This is a genomic window from Aliivibrio fischeri ATCC 7744 = JCM 18803 = DSM 507 (assembly GCF_023983475.1).
GTDB classification, from domain to species: Bacteria; Pseudomonadota; Gammaproteobacteria; order Enterobacterales; family Vibrionaceae; genus Aliivibrio; species Aliivibrio fischeri.
Genome location: NZ_CP092712.1, coordinates 1,013,558 through 1,033,471 on the forward strand (window position 1 = coordinate 1,013,558; position 19,914 = coordinate 1,033,471).

Here is a 19,914-nt window from a genome sequence, read left to right on the forward strand (position 1 = left end):
TGATTGCTAAACGCTGAGTTACTTTCACTAGCAATTTGAAAGTGATAAATAAGAAAGCCACCTAATATTAGGTGGCTTTTTTGTATCTAGCGATTTGTGTTTAAAAAGTTTATTGAACTGATAATACTAATTTAAATAAGTACCTGATCATCCATCTCACTGCTTATTCAGATTAGTATTAAATTACTAAGCTGTTGCTTCAATAATTCGGCCACTAAAATACTCATTAGCAAGAATGTATTCAGTGTTTTTTATCAGTTCTTGATTGATGGTACTTAGATTAGGCACGGTATCATTATTTGTTATTCTTGGTGTTACTCCACCAATTCTTATTTTGAATGGATTCAGCTCTTTAGCCCAACTTTTAGTTAACCCTGCTAAAAGAGCTGTGGAGTTATCTGCTTGGTGCAAATGTGCTAAGTCATTGTGATAGCCAAGGTTAATAATTACGCCTTCTTTCTTATGAGAGCGCATATTTTGAGCGGCAAATTGACCATAGGTGAATAACGTTGTTGCTAACTCGGTGAGCTGAAATGGACTATTTTGACTTTGAGAATCCAGCAAGCTTGGTAACGTCACAGCAGTATAGTTATTGATTAGTACATCTATGCCGTTATTAAACTCATTATCGATGGCATGAAACAAATGGCGAATGCTTTCTTGGCTTTGGTCTTTTAGTTGATAGCTGACAATATTGGATGTTAATTGGCTGCAAAAACGATGCGTTTCATTTAACGCTTCTGCATCAGAATCAGGGTCCACGCATGAGTTGCTAAAATGTTAAATTACAGCTAAGTGCCAAATAATACCATCTCTCTAAAGTCTGTATTAAGTGCACATTTCAACTGCCGTTTCTTTAACGTTCCTTTTAAATCCACCAATTTTATGAAGTTCATACACATCTGGCGGATCCTAGATAAATTCTCTGCAGCATGCTGATACATTATCTTACTGTCGTCTTCTTTCATTACGCTATCCAACCACCAATGCATACTTTCTACACCCCAATGGCCTCGGCATAATTTACCAAACTCTTCTGCTGATAATTTCTTAGATGATATGAAATATCTAATACCTAAAGACCCTGAGTTACTTTTGTTATGTTTATTATAAGTCACTGCTATACATAAACTTTCTAGACCGTCCCAATCAACAGAGAAGTCTCCAAATGCTTCTGTAAATGGCACAACATAATAAGACCTAACCATTTTTCTTCCGCGCTTACCGACTTCTTCCGTTTCAAATTTATCACACTCTAAATGAACAAGTTGAGCAAAAGAAAATTTATTTAAAAACATATTACGTAAACGTTCTTGGTTACCTTTCACTGCTAATAAGTAATCACCTTTTCTATTAACAATATCTGCTGCAATTGTTCTCTGACAGCCCATTGCATCAAGACTAATAATTCTGTTTTTAACTTTAATTAGCTTTAGTATTTCAGGAATTGTCGTTATTTCATTGCTTTTGGAATCTGTTTTTAATTGGCCTAAAACCAAGCCTGTATCAACAGAATAAGCATTTACCATATGAGTTAAGCATTTGTTTTTACTATAGTCATATGTTCCTCTTAATGATTTCCCATCAATCGCTACATGAGTCGTATCTAATGATTTTTCATGCTGAATATCATTGCACCACCGTGTAAAACAAATTGAAAATTCATCGGGGTCAACCAAACTAACTATTCGAGCAATGGTATCGTGACTCGGTACTCCATGAGAGTAATCGCTAAATTTTCTAAACCACGTTAAATTCTCTTCACCAAAGGTATCTATCTCGTCCCAGGTCTTCATTCCACACAACATTGCGGTAACCACTTGGAACATGACTTCAAAGAAATTATACGTCGATTTTCTCGACTGACGTGTATCGCTTAATATGTTAAAATGGTCTTTAAACTCGTCGTAATTCATTATTTTGTCTTCTTCTGTTTTGTTAACAGTATAAGATCATTTCTAAACTTCGAATTCAAGCTATTTTAAAAAATTATATCCCGAAATATTAGAAATCACTGCGTAAATAACATGCGCGGACCCTGGCATCAGAATCTGTAATGATTAAATAAGCGCCAAGAGAAGCGAAATGACATGAAATGGAACGACCCATAACATTTCCAGCTGATGTGATCAGTATGGTTGAATGTTTTATTTGCATAGCATTCTTTCCTTAGAGCATGAATTGCTTTAATAGCGTTAGTTACTCGATGCTTTAATAATGGAATAGAAATATGACATCTGCTGTGAGATGAGCTTTAAATGATGATTAAATATCAATCAATATTGTGAATTATGCACTAACTCACATATTGCTCAATGATTAATGAGAAGGGAAAGTTAAAACTGTTAATGGCTAATATGGAATTAATGTAATGTCGTATTAAACATAAAAATTCATTTCAGAATGACGCTTAGCGGTTACAAGTTCATTATAAAGATCTTGTGGGATAGCGTTAAAAATCTCATTACCTGATTCTAACTGACGACGTTGGTGGCCTGATAGGTTGTGATAAATTTCTTCAGGTAGGTCACAAGTGTCTTGCGGCATATAAGCCATTGCATCCGGTGCTAGACCGTGTTGTAACTTAGCACTCGCCATTCCACCGTTGTGGAATTGATAAGCTTGAGCAGCAGAACGAGAATAACTTTCTTCATTACTACGTAATGTTTGTGCATCAGCTAACTGAAAGCGTTGACGTAACAGATCTTCAGTTACTTTTTTCTCGTTAATTTTTTCAACAGGCGTGTTTTCACGTAAGTCATTAGATAGTAATGACATCATTAAAGCGAAATCAGCACGACGACCCGCTTCTACAGCGTGGTTTAGGTTCGAGCCAAATTGAACTTCGCTAATTAATTCTGCTTTGTCTAATGTATGTACTTTCATGAATCAATCCTCTTGGTGATAACTATTTATCGGTAAGGGATTGGAAAGCTTTAGTCTTTTTAGGAAAAAAATTGCCGTTTTTTAAATTATTTTTAGAAATAGGGCAAAGAGTTACCGCAATGAAAGGTAATAAAAAGGCCAGTATAAAAACTGACCTTTGAAGTGTTTAGTCGCAAGATGCGTCTATTTATAATTCAAAAATTATTTTGCTAGGTTTTCTTCTACGAAAGACCAGTTTACAAGGTTCCAGAATGCCCCCATGTAATCAGGACGAACATTACGGAAATCGATGTAGTAAGCGTGCTCCCACAGGTCAACTGTTAGAAGTGGTGTTGTACCTTCTTCTGTTAGTGGTGTTGCTGCGTTAGACGTGTTAACGATTTCTAGAGAACCGTCTGCTTTTTTCACTAACCAAGTCCAAGAAGAACCAAAGTTATTGATTGCTGAATCTGTGAATTGAGCTTTAAATTCTTCAAAAGAACCGAATGCAGCGTTGATAGCTTCTGCTACAGCACCTGTTGGTTCGCCACCAGCGTTTGGAGCTAAACAGTGCCAGTAGAACGTGTGGTTCCAGATTTGTGCTGCGTTATTGAAAACACCACCAGTAGAAGTTTTAATGATCTCTTCTAGTGTTTTACCTTCAAACTCAGTACCAGGGATAAGACCGTTTAGTTTAACAACGTATGTGTTGTGGTGTTTACCGTGGTGGAAATCCAGTGTTTCTGCTGAGATATGTGGTTCTAGTGCATCTTTTGCATACGGTAGAGCTGGTAATTCAAATGACATCGCTCGTGTCTCCATTTAAAAGAGGTCTATGCCTCATTAATTTTCCAAAAATATGTGCTCAATTATAATTAGAGCTTATCTGACTTCGCTTTGATTCTAGCAAGTTTTAAGTTTATTTAAAGAAAAAGTACCGATTTTTCAAGAAATAATAACACTACAAATAATAGGTATTTTTTTCTTCACACATAACAAGTAGAATGGATACAACTTAAATGTCGACCATTAGAGGATACAATGGAAACTATCGATAAGATCAAACAACAAATTTCTGAAAACCACATCCTTTTATACATGAAGGGTTCTCCTAAACTACCTAGTTGTGGTTTCTCTTCTCAAGCTGCACAAGCTCTAATGAATTGTGGTGAGAAATTTGCGTACGTAGATATTTTACAAAACCCTGATATTCGTGCAGAGCTTCCAGCATACGCACAATGGCCAACATTCCCACAATTATGGGTTGAAGGCGAACTAGTTGGTGGCTGTGACATTATCATTGAAATGTTCCAAAAAGGTGAACTTCAGCCATTAATTAAAGAAGCGGCAGAGCGTAACGCACCAGCGGCTGAATAATCAAAATATTTTCATAAAAAAGCCACGTTATTAAACGTGGCTTTTTTTATTTGGTTACTTTCACTTAAAACGAAGACGATGATTTTTGTTGTTTTATGAATGCCATCGTTTGTAACTGAGCTAGAGTTGATGTTCCTTTCTGTAGTTTAGTTAACCACTTTTCTTCTAACTGAGCCTTTTCGTCATCTAGTTTCATTTCACAATAAACAAGATACACAATGAATGCCGTTTCATAATCGGCAATATCGTTTATTTGAATATCTGATATGTGTCGATTTGCTTCACCGTATCGATTAATTTTTAATTGAAATAATGCAGATAGTGCTCGTTGTGCGGCAATACACGGGATCCCACGTAGACGTCCTTTTAATTTGGCGCTCACGCGTTGCCATGCACTTTCTGGTGACCATTCTTGAAGGATGTCTTCAGAAGCTAAATATAAATCGCCCCAAGCAGCCATAGCTCGTTTACCTGCTGAATCAAATGCAGAATTTGGTAGCAGATAAGCGTATTTAGTGAGTAGGTCAAAAGCGTCGTATTTTTCCCCTTTTGCAAGTAAAGACCAAACGAGTTTGCAAAAGCGAATGTATGAATAAGGGGAGAGTTCAAAGCCTCTTTTCCAAAATCGAGCAGCGATGCCAATATCTTCTCTTGCAAAAGAAACTTCAGCTTTTAGATCAATTAACTGCAGGTTATCTTTATTTTTTTGTAGCAGGCCATCAATATGTTGATTCGCTTGTTCGTATTCTTTTTTAGCTAACAGTATTTCAGCATATTGAATATCGGCTTCGATAGATTCTTTGATAATTGAAAGTAAGGCCTTATTGACACTCAACGCTTCTTGAAGACGGTTTACTTTAATTAGACGTGATGCCAATTTCAGCATTGAATCTTTCAGGATCACTTTGTTAGGCGCTTGAAAGATTAAGGGTTTCACACCCGCTAGTCCATCTTTTGTATAAGCGGCAATCATCCCAGTAGAAAATTGGCGTTTAATCAAATCATGATTAATGACTTTAATAATTTCTTCAGGGCGAATTGGTTTTTGAATGTATTTAGCCGGCATGTAATCAGTGTATGCAAGCTCAATTTGCGGGTCTTCATTACCTGTGACGATATAAATAAGTGTGTTGTCTGTGATAAGACGTAACAACTTAAGTTGCTCTAGCATTTGTAGACCGGTGCTACCGTGACCTAAATTATGATCTACGAATAACACATCAAATTTCTGACGTTTACAGTTACCAACGGCGGCACCCGCTGTAGGGCAGCATGAAATATTGTTGGTTGGGACACCTATACGACTGAGTAATGCTCTAAGCGCATTTTGAATGACAGTGCTGTCGTCAATGATAAGAAATGAAGAAAGCTTAATTAATTTCATACAAGATTATAGGTGGTGATTAAACAATGGCAGAGTATAGCAACTGTATCAGTTAAAGATACGTTCAAACAAAGGGATAAAGGGGTATTTTTTTGATCTTTATGCAAAAAAACGGCAGAAACATCTGCCGTTTTAACGTTTTTTTAAATAAAAATGCAATTCAATTACATTATAGAACCATTGCTGCAATCCATCCGAAGATAATTAGTGGCAGGTTATAATGCAAAAAGGTAGGTACAACAGTTTCCCAAACGTGTTCATGTTGGCCATCAGAGTTTAGGCCTGATGTTGGACCTAATGTCGAATCCGAGGCAGGAGAACCAGCATCACCAAGCGCTGCAGCAGTACCAACAAGTGCGATGGTTGCCATTGGCGAAAAGCCAAAAGCAATAGCAAGAGGGACATAGATAGTTGCAATGATTGGAATGGTTGAGAACGAAGAGCCGATTCCCATTGTAACTAATAGACCAACAATTAGCATAAGTAGGGCTGCTAGAGGTTTATTATCACCAATAGAGGTAGATAAAGCTTGAACTAGGGTTTCTACGCCACCTGTTGCTTTCATTACTGCGGCAAAGCCTGCAGCTGAAATCATAATAAAGCCAATCATTGCCATCATGTGAACACCACGAGTGAATACGTCTTGAGTTTCTTTCCAAGCAATCACGCCACCAAAAGTAAACACCATGAAACCAGCAAGAGCACCAATGATCATTGAACCAGCATATAACTGAACCGATAGGGCAGCAACGATAGCTAAAATAGAAATTTGGATATGACGTTTATTAAATGTAGGTTCTACTGATGTTGGGGTTAACTCAGAGTTATCAACTTCGGCATACGTTCTTGGTTTGCGGTATGAAATAAATACGGCGATTAATAAGCCGGCAACCATGCCAAGTGCTGGCAAAGCCATTGCTAGTGGTACTTGGCTTGCAAGTACATCTAAATGGTTGTCATGTAGGTTTTTAAGCAGGATATTATTTAAGAAGATACCACCAAAACCGACAGGTAAAATCATATAAGGTGTCACTAAACCAAAAGTAAGAACACAAGCAATTAAACGGCGATCAAGTTTTAGTTTATTAAAAACTTGAAGTAGTGGCGGGATCAAAATTGGAATAAAGGCAATATGAACTGGCACTACGTTTTGAGATGAAATCGTAACGAGAAGTATCAAGCATAATAGTAAATATTTTACACCGGTTGCGGCGTGGATATTTTCTTTACCATTTATACGTTTGATCACACTGTGAGCAAGTAAATCAGTAACGCCTGATTTTGAAATAGCAACGGCAAAGGCGCCAAGCATAGCGTAACTTAATGCAATAGTTGCACCGCCACCTAGGCCACCTTCGAAAGCTGAAATGGTTTCAGATAATGATAATCCACCTACTAATCCACCGATTAGTGCGCTAAATGTTAAGGCAACAACAACGTTAACTCTAAGCAAAGCAAGGATAAGCATAACTGAAACAGAAAGAATGATTGGATTCATTGTGTTTAGTTCCCTGTAAATTATTATGTAGTTAGTTAGCAATTAGCCAATTAATTATTATTAGTATCGTTTTCTGGTTCTGGCATTACAGGCCAGCCACCAAGATCTTTCCATTTATTCACAATACGACAGAATAGTTCTGCCGTTTTTTCTGTATCATAAAGAGCTGAATGAGCTTCTTTACCATCAAAATCCATTCCTGCCGTTTTACACGCTTTTGCCAATACAGTTTGACCAAGTGCAAGGCCACTGATTGCCGCTGTATCAAAGGTGCAAAATGGATGGAAAGGAATGCGTTTTAATTTTGTTCGTGCCGCTGCTTCCATAACAAAGCTATGGTCAAAATGAGCATTATGAGCAACCATTATTGCACGTTGGCAATCGTGTTGTTTTTGTTCTTTACGGACAAGTTTGAAGATTTCTTTTAATGCAACGTCTTCAGTGACAGCACCACGTAATGGGCTAAATGGGTCACGTATACCATTAAATTCAAGTGCCTCTTTTTCAATATTAGCACCTTCAAAAGGAGTGACATGGAAGTGGATGGTGGTAGCAGGTTTTAAATTACCTTGCTCATCCATAGCGAGAGTAACAGCACAAATCTCAAGTAATGCATCAGTTTTAGCATTAAAACCTGCTGTTTCAACATCAATAACTACAGGAAAATAGCCACGAAAACGGTTTTTTAATAAATTGTGTTGTTCTACTTCAGTCATCATTCGGTACGTAAGAAAATGTTATGACTATTATTGCAGATTATCCGTAGCATAAAAACTGTAAATAAGGTGTGATAGAGATATATTTATTAGTATCTAACTGAAATTGGCCAGTTGTAAGTAATTATTGGTCTAATTATTGCTTTATTAATAGCATCGTCAACGGCATGACCCATAGATTTAGGTATTATGAAAAAAATATTTGTTACATCTGCTTTATTAGTGAGCTCTTTGATTGCTACTCCTGTATTAGCAAATAAGAATTATGTCGCTAAGCCAGAGCAATCGAAGTGGACGATGTTAGAAAACTCGCCTTTAGAGTGTCGTTTGTCTCATAACATTCCTAATTATGGTAGTGCACAGTTTTCATCTTATGCTAACAAGAAGATGAATCTGGATTTTGAACTAAAAATGAACCGCCCAATGGGTGAAACTCGTGCTGTTAATCTTGTGTCTATGCCTGCTCGCTGGATGCCGGGTGATGGTGCGGAAAGTATGTTGAATTTAAAGTTCTTTAAACAATTTGATGGTTATGTTGGTGGCCCAACAGCTTGGTCTATGCTTGCTGAACTTGAAAGTGGTCGATTCCCAACGTTTACCTATGCTGATTGGCAAAGTCCTAAGCAAATAATTGAAGTTGCGTTATCACCCGTTTTATTTCAAGAGCAATATAATGTGTTTAGTATGTGTATTGCTAACTTATTACCATACAGTTTTGAAGATATCTCATTCACTATTTTGCATTTTGACAAAAACAGTGATGAACTAAATAAGGCATCCAAAAAACGTTTGTCGCAAATTGCTGATTTTATTAAATACACTAAAGATGTGGATTTAGTGTTGGTAGCAACTTATACCGACTCTAGTGGTGGTAAAAATGTGAACCAACAAGTGTCAGAAAGACGTGCGTTAAAACTACAAAATTACTTTGAGTCAATTGGTTTACCTGCCGATCGTATTCGTGTTCATTCGTATGGTGAGCGTCGTCCAATCGCAGATAATGCAACACCTATTGGTAAGAATAAAAACCGTCGTGTTGTCATTTCTCTAGGTCGAACAATTATCTAATTATTCGTTTTAAAATAGCTATAGAAAGACGCCTCATTGTAGGCGTCTTTTTTATTGTAATTTGAAACTGGCGATTAACTCACACTGAACTGTACTATCAATATGTTGTATATGTCGTGCAATTGATGGGTTAGGGTGGCGCTTCATAAAATCCAATAATGCACTCTTGCAACAACCCAAATTATCAACAAAAGATTCACACTCGCTATGTGGACATTGAGGTACAAGTGTTAATATTTTTTCTGATGCAAGTTCAAGATATTTTAGTTCAAAACGACTGTCATTTTGGCTTCTCCAAAATTGAGCCAGATTATGACAAGAAATAACAGATATGGTTATTTGGTCATTTAAACTCGCTTCATTTCTTTTTATCAGCTCTTCTGAAATAGCAAAGGCTTGCTGATAATGAAGAATGGTTCGCCATGAATCTTCATTCTTAAAAGCTTGTTCAGCTAATAATGTATGTTTTTCCCACAATTCAATCATAGTAAAGCCTCAATTAGTTTATTAAGAATTTCATTATCACGGGTAAATCTAACTGAGAATTATTATCAATTGAAGGCTTATGTATAAAAAAACCTGCCTAGATCGCTAATGCCGCTCGCTTAACAGCTAGTGGCTCTTTTTTTATAAGGGTAGCGCGGTGCTTTATAAAGCACTTGTCGCGGAAATGGTTTTCGCTTTCTTTTCTTTGGCAGGATTAGACGCTTTCCGCTTTCTCGTAGATTTTTCAGCTTCTTGGGCACTGTTCCTGGTGTTCGCCCTGAACACCACAGGAACTCATCTTGGATTAGCCTTAACGCATTAATAAAGCTTATTCTTAATGGTTCCATTTTATGAAAATCGGCCATTCTTTTCATTTCTAGACGAACGAGGTTATAAGAAATCAAAATCCCCCATAACTCTTGATATATTCCTTCTATTTTCAAGCTTCTAAGCACTGCTTGATTGTTAAGTTGACCTTGTTTTAATTCACCATAACCTTGTTCTATTTCCCATCGTTCCCAGTAAATTTCAACAATATCTTTCAATGGATAAGTCACAGGACACTCTAATGAAGTAATAAACCCTTTGATCTCTCCTTTCGGCTCAGGTATTAAAACTAAACGAGCTTGCCAGCTATCTCCGAGGTGAGGATATTTCTGTTTTGCATCAGGCGAAACTGGCATTTTAATCAGTTTATCGTAGTCTGAAAACTCTTCTAAAACGTCGTACCTAAATTTACTTTTTATTGGAGTTAACCAATGAGTATTTTTTCCTGCATTACGCCATGATTCAAAAAGTTCAGCGGACATAAAACCACGGTCAAAAAGAGTTAATGAATTATTTGGAGCGGAGCCAACTAATTGTTGTGCATAAGATATTTCACTATTGGTTATTGGTCCAAAAGCAGCATCTGAAATAAGGTGGGTGCGTGTAGACATGAGGGTAACAGCAAGAACTGAAGGAAATGTAGCCTTACCTGTCGCGTAGCCTAGCTTTTGGTTATCCTTAGTTTCAGGGGTTTTAAATTGAGTCCCGTCAACGCTCATGAGTTTAAGTCCACAAACTAAATCAGGCGATTCTTCTGTCTCCCATTTACTCGCAGTGGTATGAAATAGGTAACGTAATGGTTCATAACCAATACGCTGTCTAGCTTTTACGATACTACTTGTGGCCAAGGGAGGGAGCTCCCCTTTAGCATCAGGGAAGGCTAATTCTAATTTATCACAAACATCGCTAATGGAGCGGTTACGCATTAAGCCAATTCCAAGCACTAACCAAACAGCTTGTTCAGCAGGAAATCTGCGCTTTCTGATAGCGGCGCGACCAGTTTGGTTAACGGCTTCTGAAATCCACTCAATAGGAATATTTTTCCGAAATGAATCCATAGATTCAGGAAGGTGAAATTCTGCAGTTAATTGTAATTCACGAGAAAACTCAGACATAAAAAATCGGCCTTAAAATAAATTTAAGACCGATTATGAAGGCTGCAAAGGATCGTTCAAGTCCCTTAAACGATCGGCATTAGCCTAGATCGCAGGTTTTTTACTATAAGGTAGATTATAAGGTATTCATTAACCTTCTAATCCTGCTGATGAGCTGCTGTTTTGAATTAACTCAATCATGTAACCATCAGGATCTTTTACAAAAGCAATATGGGTTGAGCCGCCTTTTACAGGGCCCGCTTCACGCGTAACATTGCCTCCTGCTGCTTTAATTGCATCACAAGTTGCATAGATATCATCAACACCAATAGCAATGTGACCAAAAGCAGTACCCATGTCGTATTCTTCTGTGCCCCAGTTATAGGTAAGTTCAATTACGGCACCTTGGGATTCATCACCATAGCCAAGAAAAGCCAGTGTGTATTTGTATTCTTCATTCGTATTTTGACGAAGAAGATCCATTCCCATTACTTTGGTATAAAATTCGATGGATTTATCTAAGTTACCCACGCGGATCATTGTATGTAAAATGCGTCCATTAGCCATAATCTTGCTCCAGTTTATATATTATTAATCTTCAGTTTTTTCTTTGAATTCACATAAATCTTCAATCATACAACTACCACAACGAGGTTTTCGAGCGATACAGGTATAACGGCCATGTAAGATTAACCAATGGTGAACATCCAATTTGAATTCTTTTGGAACCACTTTTAGTAGTTTCTTTTCAACATCATTAACCGTTTTACCCATGGCGAATTTAGTACGATTAGATACACGATAAATATGGGTATCAACAGCAATCGTAGGCCATCCAAAAGCTGTGTTTAATACGACATTTGCTGTTTTATGACCGACACCTGGGAGGGCTTCTAACGCTTCTTGATCTTCAGGGATCTCTCCACCATGTAAATCAATGAGCATACGACAGGTCTTAATGACATTTTCTGCTTTCGTATTAAATAAACCGATGGTTTTTATATATGTTTTCAGTCCATCTACCCCTAGATCTAAAATGCTTTGTGGGGTATTTGCTACTGGATATAATTTTCTTGTTGCTTTGTTAACACTAACATCGGTTGCTTGTGCGGAAAGTAGTACTGCAATTAATAATTCAAATGGCGTTGACCACTCAAGTTCGGTTTGAGGATTGGGATTTTCTGAACGTAAGCGCTCTAAAATTTCTAAACGTTTTACATTATTCATACAGCAATTAAATCCTTTTCTTTTTCACGATATATGAGGTTAACCTATGGTGTTACAGTTAAGAAATACGAACTCGTTCTATCTCTGCTTTTTCTTTAGGTTGACGATCAGCCATTTTCTTATCAATGACGTTTTTTAAAGCAATAAGAAAACCAACACCAAGGAATGCTCCTGGAGGTAGCATCGCTAATAGGAAGTGGCTATCAACATGGAAAAGCTCAATTCTTAAAATAGTTGCCCAATCACCAAGCAGAAGATCGGCACCATCAAACAAAGTGCCGTTACCAAGGATCTCACGCATTGCTCCGAGTAAAACTAAGACCGCTGTCATTCCCATCCCCATCCATAATCCATCCAAAACGGCAGGAAGGGGATCATTTTTTGAAGCAAACGATTCTGCTCGTCCAATGATAATACAGTTGGTCACAATTAGAGGGATAAATATCCCAAGAGATAAATAAAGACCATAAGCATAAGCATTCATAAGTAATTGCACACAAGTTACTAGTGAAGCAATGATCATTACGAATACAGGAATACGCACTTCTTGTGGTATCCACTGACGAACTAAAGAAACAATTAAGTTTGAGCCAACCAATACGAGAATGGTTGCGATCCCTAAACCAAGTGCGTTAGTAACAGTCGCAGAGACGGCAAGTAAGGGACAAAGACCTAATAGTTGTACTAGGGCAGGGTTATTGTCCCATAAACCGTTTTTAATTAATTCTTTATGACTTGCCATTATTTTGTCTCACAATTCAATGGAAGAGTTAGTAGCTCTTCTTGATGTGTTTTATAGAACCAAACTGCTCTTTTTACAGCTTTAACTACTGCTCTTGGTGTGATTGTTGCGCCAGTAAATTGATCAAATTGGCCACCATCTTTTTGTACGGCCCAATTTTTATCTTCTGAACTTTCAACTGTTTTACCTAAAAATGCATCGACCCAGCGAGTGATTCTAATATCAATTTTATCGCCTAGTCCTGGCGTTTCTTGGTGTGAAAGAACACGAACACCTGTGACTATTGCATCGGAATCAACACCGACGATAATTTTAATGTTGCCACTGTATCCATCGGGAGCTATTGCTTCAATAGCTGCGCCAGAATGTTTGCCATTTAATGAAGCAAGGTAAATTGGCATCGCTTGTTTTGAACCTAAAGCATCGTTATTTTTTACCAGAATACAAGCTTTGTATAGTTCGTTATCATGCTGCTCTTTAGGAACAACCTGATTGAGAACAGATAATAATTGCTGTTGCTGTTGATACGCAATTTGATCTTTAGTTAATGCATAAGTAATAGTAACTAGTGCGGTTGCTGCTATCGCAAACAGAGCCAAAACAAGGCTACTTTTTTTCATTGTGGTTAGCATTGTTTTATCCTTTAGTATGGCCGTAAGTTCTTGGTTTGGTGTAGTAATCAATTAATGGAACGCACATATTTGCTAATAAAACCGCAAAAGCTACGCCATCAGGAAAACCACCCCAAGTTCGTATGATATAAACTAAAGCACCAATGAGAGCACCGTAATATAAACGGCCTTTTGGTGTGGTTGCAGCCGAAACAGGATCAGTAGCAATAAAGAATGCCCCTAGCATGGTTGCACCAGAAAACAGATTAAATAACGGCGATGTTGCGGTATCTGGTGAGAATAAAGCAAATACGCTGCTAATAATAAATAGGCTGACTAAAAAACTAACCGGTATATGCCAGTGAATTAGACGTTGTTGAAGAAGGAATAAACCACCTAATAAGAATCCAACGTTAACCCATAACCAACCTAAACCTGCGAAACCATTAAAAATAGGTAAGGAAAGTACTTCTGAGGTAGTAAGCCCTGATTTTAATCCTGTTTTGATCGTATCTAATGGCGTAGCCATTGTCATACCATCAACGTTCATGGTTAATTGATGAACTGAGAAACCATCTTGGCTTAACCCATGGAAGATAAGCCACAGTGAGTCAAGTAAGCTAATATTTTCTGTTAGCAGTTCTTTTACTGGTAGCCAAGTTGTCATTTGTACTGGAAATGAAATCAACAAAACAACATAAGCAGCCATCGCAGGGTTAAATATGTTTTGTCCTAAACCACCGTATAAGTGTTTAGCGATAACGATAGCGAAAACAACACCGATAACGGTTAGCCACCAAGGTGCAAGTGGTGGAATTGCTAATGCTAATAATAAACCGGTTAAGAGAGCACTATTATCACGTAAATAGGGAGCAAGGGGTCTCTTTCGGAATTTTAAAATAACCGCTTCGGATGCAATTGCGGTAAAAATAGCAATAAGCACTTGTATGATATTACCCCAACCGAAGAAGTAGGTTTGTGCTAATAGCCCGGGAATAGTTGCAAGAGCAACCATTTTCATAATGTGTTTTGTGCTCTTTTTACTATGAGCGTGGGGTGAGCTAGTGATAAAAAAGGCCACTGTTACTCTTCCTTCTTGTTATTTTCTTGTGCTGCTTTACGTGCTTTTGCACGAGCGATAGCGGCAGCGACGGCTGCTTTTTTCGGATCAGCAGATTCTTCAGTGTTTTGATTATTCTCTTCAGAGGCCACTGGCGTTTCCGTTTTCTCTTCAGCTTGTGCAGCTTTGCGTGCTTTTGCACGAGCAATAGCGGCAGCGACGGCTGCTTTTTTCGGATCTACTGATTCTTCAGTGTTTTGATTATTCTCTTCAGAGGCCACTGGCGTTTCCGTTTTCTCTTCAGCTTGTGCAGCTTTGCGTGCTTTTGCACGAGCAATAGCGGCAGCGACGGCTGCTTTTTTCGGGTCAGCTGATTCTTCAGTGTTTTGATTATTCTCTTCAGAGGTTACTGGCGCTTCCGTTTTCTCTTCAGCTTGTGCAGCTTTGCGTGCTTTTGCACGAGCAATAGCGGCAGCGACGGCTGCTTTTTTCGGATCTACTGATTCTTCAGTGCTTTGATTATTCTCTTCAGAGGTTACTGGAGTTTCCGTTTTTTCTTCAGCTTGTGCAGCTTTGCGTGCTTTTGCACGAGCAATAGCGGCAGCGACGGCTGCTTTTTTCGGGTCAGCTGATTCTTCAGTGTTTTGATTATTCTCTTCAGAGGTTACTGGCGCTTCCGTTTTCTCTTCAGCTTGTGCAGCTTTGCGTGCTTTTGCACGAGCAATAGCAGCTGCAACGGCATCTTTTTTATCTGATTTATCTGAATCGGTTACTGTTGTTTCTTCTGCAAGTTTTGCTTTTCTTTCTCTTGCTTGCTGCTTACGTTCTTCACGTAGTTTAGCCATTTCAGAGTTATCTGGTACTGAAGCCTCTGATTTCGCAGCCTCTGCTTGTTTTGCTTTTGCACGAGCAATTGCAGCAGCAACAGCCGGTTTTGGTGCAGCGACGCCAGACTCTTGAGCTGCTTTTTGTGCTTTTACGCGAGCAATAGCGGCAGCGATGGCATCATCGCCACCTTTACTCTCTGTTTTCATCTCTTTGCGACGGTTTTCAGCGGCTTGCTTAAATTTATTTTCACGCTCAAGCTTATCGCGTTCTAAACGTGCATTTTTTTCTTCAAAACGTAATTTTGCGCGTTCTGCTGCTAATTCATCTTGTTTACGAGAATAAATTTCTGATTTAGCTTGGCGATAATATTGAACTAGCGGTATTTCACTAGGGCAGACATAAGCACAGGCACCACACTCAATACAATCATCAAGATGATATTCATTACATTTGTCATAATCTTCTGATTTCGAGTACCAATACAGTTGCTGAGGAAGTAATGATGTTGGGCAGGCATCAGCACAACTACTGCATCGAATACAAGCCATTTCATGGTTGTAAAGAGGCAGTTCTTTTTTATCTGGTGTGATAATACAGTTGGTAATTTTAGTAATTGGAACTTGCTGATGGGGTAAAGTAAAGCCCATTAATGAACCACCCATGATGATACGTGGGTGTTTCTTATCTGCTTTATAGCTAACTAAATCCATAAGGTAATCAATACAAGTACCTAGGCGAACCCATAGGTTACCTGGTGTTGACATGCTGTTACCAGTTAGTGTAACAACTCGTTCAATAAGAGGCTCTGCATTGCAAATAGCGCGTTTGATAGCAAATACAGTTCCGACGTTTTGAACAATGACACCAATATCTGTTGAGCGACCATTAGCGGGTACTTCTTGCCCTGTAATTATTTTTGTCAGTTGACGAGAACCACCAGATGGATATTTGGTTGGTATGACTCGAATAATGATATTGTCATGGTCATTAACGGCTTGGTTAAGTGCTTTTACGGCTTCTGGTTTGTTATCTTCAATGGCAATAATACACACCTTTGGCGTCAGGATGTGTTGCAAGATCTTAATACCATCAATGATCTCTTCAGCATGCTCTCGCATTAAACGATCATCCGCAGTGATGTAGGGTTCACATTCAGCTGCGTTGATAATGAGCATTTCAGCTTTGCCAATACCACTTTGAATTTTGCGGCTAGTAGGAAAGCCTGCGCCACCCATTCCTGATATACCAGATTGACGGATTCGCTCAATAAGATCGATAGGATCTACCGATGCAAAGTCATCAATTGGTGTACGATCTTCAATCCAACGATCTTCGCCATCCGATTCGATTACGATACACAGGTCAGTTAATCCTGATGGATGCGCTACAGTGCGAGGCTCAATAGCTGTGATTTTTCCTGATGTTGGCGCATGAACAGGAACACACATAGCAATATTGCCTTGTGTTAGAGGTTGGCCTTTTAGTACGACATCACCAACAGAGACGAGAATGTCACCTTTTCCACCAATGTGCTGTTTTAAAGGAAGAACAAGTTGAGAAGGGATCCCCGCTTGTTGAATTGCAACCTGATTAGAGATTGTTTTATTTTCTTCAGGATGAATACCACCGTGAAAGTCCCACAGTTGGCCTTGTTTAATTTGTTCGATAATGGACAACATGTATTACAGCTCCGATGATTTAGAAGGTAGGTCTGTAGAAATATTTACAACAGGGATAGTGTTTAAATCCCATTTCCAATTATCAGGTGTTGTTTTTACAGGGATCATCTCAATACAGTCTGTTGGACATGGAGCGACACATAAATCACATCCAGTACATTCCGATTCAATAACGGTATGTAAGGCTTTTGTCCCACCAACAATGGCATCAACAGGGCAAGCTTGAATACATTTAGTACATCCAATACACATATCTTCATGAATAAAAGCGACTTTTTTAATGCTTTTTTCTTCATCATGAGCTGAGCTAGGGACGTCAACTCCCATAAGATCAGCAAGCTTCTCAATAGTAGCCTGACCGCCTGGAGGACATTTATTTATCATATCGCCATTTGCAATAGCTTCAGCGTAAGGCTTGCAACCAGGGTAGCCACATTGGCCACATTGGGTTTGAGGAAGAATTGCATCGATTTGTTCGACGATAGGGTCGGACTCAACTTTAAATTTAATTGATGCAAACCCCAGTATTAAGCCAAATACTAGGGCAAGAGCAGCAATAGCTATAACAGCAATTAAGATTGAACTCATGTTTATAATTTCACTAAACCAGTAAAGCCCATAAAGGCTAAAGACATTAAACCTGCAGTGATCATCGCAATAGAAGCACCTTTAAAAGGCAAAGGTACATCGGCAGCAGCAATTCGTTCACGCATTGCAGAAAATAAGATAAGTACTAAAGAAAAACCAACGGCAGCACCAAAACCATAGATAATAGATTCTACGAAATTATGATTTTCAGTTACATTAAGCAAAGCGACACCAAGAACCGCACAGTTAGTTGTAATTAACGGTAAGAAAATACCCAGCACGCGATATAACGTCGGGCTTGTTTTGTGTACTACCATTTCAGTAAATTGCACAACAACAGCAATAACAAGAATGAAGCTCATTGTTCTAAGGTATTCAATTCCTAGCGGAGATAAAATATATGTTTCGACAAGGTACGAACATACTGATGCTAAGGTAAGAACAAATGTGGTCGCTAGGCCCATTCCGATAGCACTTTCTAGTTTTTTAGACACGCCCATAAATGGACAAAGTCCTAAGAACTTAACTAGTACAAAGTTGTTTACTAGAACGGTACCAATAAGTAGTAAGAGATACTCAGTCATGCCAATGATTTTTATGATAATAGATGATCTGGTTATTATCGGACTTTAAGCGCGTGATAACAACCTTAGAAAGAATAGGTTTTTAATATTTTAAGTAAAAAAAAAGGTTCATCGCGGCTTTCCGGGGAAAGCCGCTTTTATCTTCATAAAGAAATAGTCCGTATCTCTGTAGCCATACCCCATTCTTTTGATTAACTTAATTTTGTTATTTATTCCTTCCAGTGTACATGTATTTAATCGATATAAAGACGAACTAACAATTCCGTGAAGGTATGGTTTTAACTTTCGTGCAAAACTGATTAGTGGTTTGATCCCACTCTCATTTACCTGTTGCCACCATACATCCCATAGTTCTATTGCCTGCGTTTCTGAGTCACAATACCAGAGCTCTTTTAATTGCTCTCCTAGCAAATGAGTCACCATTAAATCGTGGTTTACCGAAAGTATTTCATCTAAATAACTCTGTTGATTTACGTCTAGATTGTCTCTATTTTTCAAAAGGATCCAGCGTGAACGCTTAATCCAACGACGAGCTTTTTTGTCTTCTTTGAGTTGATTCGCTTGATCTACCCTAACCCTATCCATTACCTCTCGTCCATATTTGGCTACCACATGAAAAAGATCGTATACAATACGTGCATTAGGGCAATGAGCTTTCACTTCGAGATCGAAAGCTGTATTCATATCCATAGCCACTGCTTCGATATTTTCGGCATGCTTACCAAGCTCTTCAAAGAAAGGCCTGATATCAGTTCGGCTTCTACCTAAACCAATCCAAAGCACTTGATGTGTCTGCGCATCGGCAATCACTGTTGCATATCGATGTCCTTTAAATATGGCAAACTCATCCATCACTAGTTGGCGTAATTTATCCCATGGTATGTCAGGGATAACTCGTTTAAGTCGTTGTTTATCAATATTCTTTATCGTGTGCCAATGTACTCCAGTCAGTTCTGAAATATGTTTAATCGGCAGCAAAGGCAGCAGTTGTTCAATATATTCTATCAATCGATTAGTCAGGCGTGAGTATGGTTTAAGCCAAGATATTGCTTCCGTTTTTGTACCGCATAGCAAACATGTAATGCGCCTAGTCTGAATCAAAAGTTCAACTGGAGTTCCTAATATCATAGCGTCTTTAATAGTTCGCCACTGAGTATCGTGAGTAAATTCAGAGAGTCGCCCGCAAGAGCAGAATGCTGGGGAGTCAGGTTTTAAGGTTATAGAGATTAATGAATCAGTTTTATGAGACTTTACGATCTGAAAACCTTTCCAGAAGGATGATAAAAAAGTATTATTTGGCATGAAAACGGCAGTTTGTGAAAAGTTGTGTTTGGCGATGTAACTTTACCACTAACTGCCGTTTTTGTTTTCAATTCCCGCTAATCTGCGATGAACCAAAAAAAAGCCTCATCGTTAGACAAGGCTTTTAAAAGTGGCTCCTCTTGCTGGACTTGAACCAGCGACATACGGATTAACAGTCCGCCGTTCTACCAACTGAACTAAAGAGGAATTAACTTTTTATATAGTCACGCAATGCTTAAAAAAGCAGTAACCTAACTATTTAAATGTGGCTCCCTTTGCTGGACTTGAACCAGCGACATACGGATTAACAGTCCGCCGTTCTACCGACTGAACTAAAAGGGAATTGTTTAAACGGCGGAGATATTATCTATTCTAAAAAAAACTGTCAACACTAAAAATTGAAAAAAAATGAGTTAGTTTATTTTGCGGTCAACAAAACAATTTTAAGTAAAAAAGGATTGACATCTCTCTTAAGCTA

Annotated in this window: 20 protein-coding genes and 2 tRNA genes; 2 read left to right on the plus strand and 20 right to left on the minus strand. The window is 38.4% G+C overall.

Annotation, left to right across the window (positions count from 1 at the left end; all coding sequences use genetic code 11):
• Window positions 1-186: 186 nt before the first annotated feature.
• From AVFI_RS04785 to sodB, 4 genes are all read right to left on the minus strand, one after another.
• On the minus strand, window positions 187-762 hold the full coding sequence (locus AVFI_RS04785; protein WP_236783596.1) for an SDR family oxidoreductase: 576 nt from the start codon (window positions 760-762) through the stop codon (window positions 187-189).
• A 29-nt stretch (window positions 763-791) separates the two neighbouring features.
• Window positions 792-1,916 carry an ISAs1 family transposase gene (locus tag AVFI_RS04790; protein ID WP_188864016.1) on the minus strand — a complete coding sequence of 375 codons (1,125 nt, stop codon included), beginning with the start codon at window positions 1,914-1,916 and terminating at the stop codon, window positions 792-794.
• 463 nt (window positions 1,917-2,379) lie between these two features.
• Window positions 2,380-2,886 carry a VC2046/SO_2500 family protein gene (locus AVFI_RS04795; RefSeq protein ID WP_005418553.1) on the minus strand — a complete coding sequence of 169 codons (507 nt, stop codon included), beginning with the start codon at window positions 2,884-2,886 and terminating at the stop codon, window positions 2,380-2,382.
• Between the two features lie 201 nt (window positions 2,887-3,087).
• Entirely contained in the window at window positions 3,088-3,672 is a 585-nt protein-coding gene (gene sodB / locus AVFI_RS04800; RefSeq protein WP_005418554.1) for a superoxide dismutase [Fe], read from the minus strand.
• Between the two features lie 234 nt (window positions 3,673-3,906).
• Here sodB and AVFI_RS04805 point away from each other — a divergent pair, with 234 nt between their 5' ends.
• Window positions 3,907-4,242: a Grx4 family monothiol glutaredoxin gene (locus AVFI_RS04805; protein ID WP_005418555.1), complete on the plus strand. Its 336-nt coding sequence runs from the start codon at window positions 3,907-3,909 to the stop codon at window positions 4,240-4,242.
• A gap of 64 nt (window positions 4,243-4,306) precedes the next feature.
• Here the strand turns inward: AVFI_RS04805 and AVFI_RS04810 are convergent, their stop codons facing one another.
• The 3 genes from AVFI_RS04810 to rnt form a co-directional block, all read right to left on the minus strand.
• Window positions 4,307-5,626, minus strand: coding sequence for a response regulator (locus AVFI_RS04810; protein WP_054776269.1), 1,320 nt, complete (start codon window positions 5,624-5,626; stop codon window positions 4,307-4,309).
• 169 nt (window positions 5,627-5,795) lie between these two features.
• Window positions 5,796-7,124, minus strand: a complete 1,329-nt coding sequence (locus tag AVFI_RS04815; protein WP_012533486.1) for a Na+/H+ antiporter family protein — start codon at window positions 7,122-7,124, stop codon at window positions 5,796-5,798.
• Window positions 7,125-7,174: 50 nt separating this feature from the next.
• On the minus strand, window positions 7,175-7,840 hold the full coding sequence (rnt, locus tag AVFI_RS04820) for a ribonuclease T (protein ID WP_026029203.1): 666 nt from the start codon (window positions 7,838-7,840) through the stop codon (window positions 7,175-7,177).
• Window positions 7,841-8,029: 189 nt separating this feature from the next.
• On the opposite strand from rnt, the gene motY reads away from it, so the two are divergent.
• Window positions 8,030-8,908: a flagellar protein MotY gene (motY, locus tag AVFI_RS04825; RefSeq protein WP_005418560.1), complete on the plus strand. Its 879-nt coding sequence runs from the start codon at window positions 8,030-8,032 to the stop codon at window positions 8,906-8,908.
• 51 nt (window positions 8,909-8,959) lie between these two features.
• Here motY and AVFI_RS04830 read toward each other — a convergent pair whose 3' ends face one another.
• The 13 genes from AVFI_RS04830 to AVFI_RS04890 all read right to left on the minus strand — a co-directional run bounded on the left by AVFI_RS04830 (window position 8,960) and on the right by AVFI_RS04890 (window position 19,778).
• On the minus strand, window positions 8,960-9,394 hold the full coding sequence (locus AVFI_RS04830; RefSeq protein ID WP_012534286.1) for a DUF2753 domain-containing protein: 435 nt from the start codon (window positions 9,392-9,394) through the stop codon (window positions 8,960-8,962).
• Between the two features lie 119 nt (window positions 9,395-9,513).
• Window positions 9,514-10,836: an IS4 family transposase gene (locus AVFI_RS04835; RefSeq protein ID WP_199414946.1), complete on the minus strand. Its 1,323-nt coding sequence runs from the start codon at window positions 10,834-10,836 to the stop codon at window positions 9,514-9,516.
• Window positions 10,837-10,965: 129 nt separating this feature from the next.
• Window positions 10,966-11,382 (minus strand): lactoylglutathione lyase, encoded by a 417-nt coding sequence (gloA, locus tag AVFI_RS04840; protein ID WP_054776307.1) that lies wholly within the window; start codon window positions 11,380-11,382, stop codon window positions 10,966-10,968.
• Window positions 11,383-11,406: 24 nt separating this feature from the next.
• Entirely contained in the window at window positions 11,407-12,042 is a 636-nt protein-coding gene (nth, locus tag AVFI_RS04845) for an endonuclease III (RefSeq protein ID WP_012534269.1), read from the minus strand.
• Between the two features lie 58 nt (window positions 12,043-12,100).
• Window positions 12,101-12,784: an electron transport complex subunit E gene (locus tag AVFI_RS04850; RefSeq protein WP_012532973.1), complete on the minus strand. Its 684-nt coding sequence runs from the start codon at window positions 12,782-12,784 to the stop codon at window positions 12,101-12,103.
• Window positions 12,784-13,416, minus strand: coding sequence for an electron transport complex subunit RsxG (gene rsxG, locus AVFI_RS04855; RefSeq protein ID WP_012534239.1), 633 nt, complete (start codon window positions 13,414-13,416; stop codon window positions 12,784-12,786). Before rsxG ends, AVFI_RS04850 begins: the two co-directional genes overlap by 1 nt.
• A gap of 4 nt (window positions 13,417-13,420) precedes the next feature.
• The gene (rsxD, locus tag AVFI_RS04860) at window positions 13,421-14,476 is read right to left on the minus strand and encodes an electron transport complex subunit RsxD (protein WP_038155202.1); all 1,056 of its coding nucleotides are present in this window, start codon (window positions 14,474-14,476) and stop codon (window positions 13,421-13,423) included.
• A 2-nt stretch (window positions 14,477-14,478) separates the two neighbouring features.
• Entirely contained in the window at window positions 14,479-16,962 is a 2,484-nt protein-coding gene (rsxC, locus tag AVFI_RS04865) for an electron transport complex subunit RsxC (RefSeq protein WP_252653954.1), read from the minus strand.
• Between the two features lie 3 nt (window positions 16,963-16,965).
• Window positions 16,966-17,550, minus strand: coding sequence for an electron transport complex subunit RsxB (gene rsxB / locus AVFI_RS04870; protein ID WP_065639298.1), 585 nt, complete (start codon window positions 17,548-17,550; stop codon window positions 16,966-16,968).
• 2 nt (window positions 17,551-17,552) lie between these two features.
• Complete coding sequence (gene rsxA, locus AVFI_RS04875; RefSeq protein ID WP_005418573.1) at window positions 17,553-18,134, minus strand: electron transport complex subunit RsxA; 582 nt, start codon at window positions 18,132-18,134, stop codon at window positions 17,553-17,555.
• 108 nt (window positions 18,135-18,242) lie between these two features.
• Entirely contained in the window at window positions 18,243-19,436 is a 1,194-nt protein-coding gene (locus AVFI_RS04880) for an ISL3 family transposase (protein WP_199414938.1), read from the minus strand.
• Between the two features lie 131 nt (window positions 19,437-19,567).
• A tRNA-Asn gene (locus tag AVFI_RS04885) sits at window positions 19,568-19,643 on the minus strand.
• Window positions 19,644-19,702: 59 nt separating this feature from the next.
• Window positions 19,703-19,778, minus strand: a tRNA-Asn gene (locus tag AVFI_RS04890).
• Window positions 19,779-19,914 lie beyond the last annotated feature (136 nt).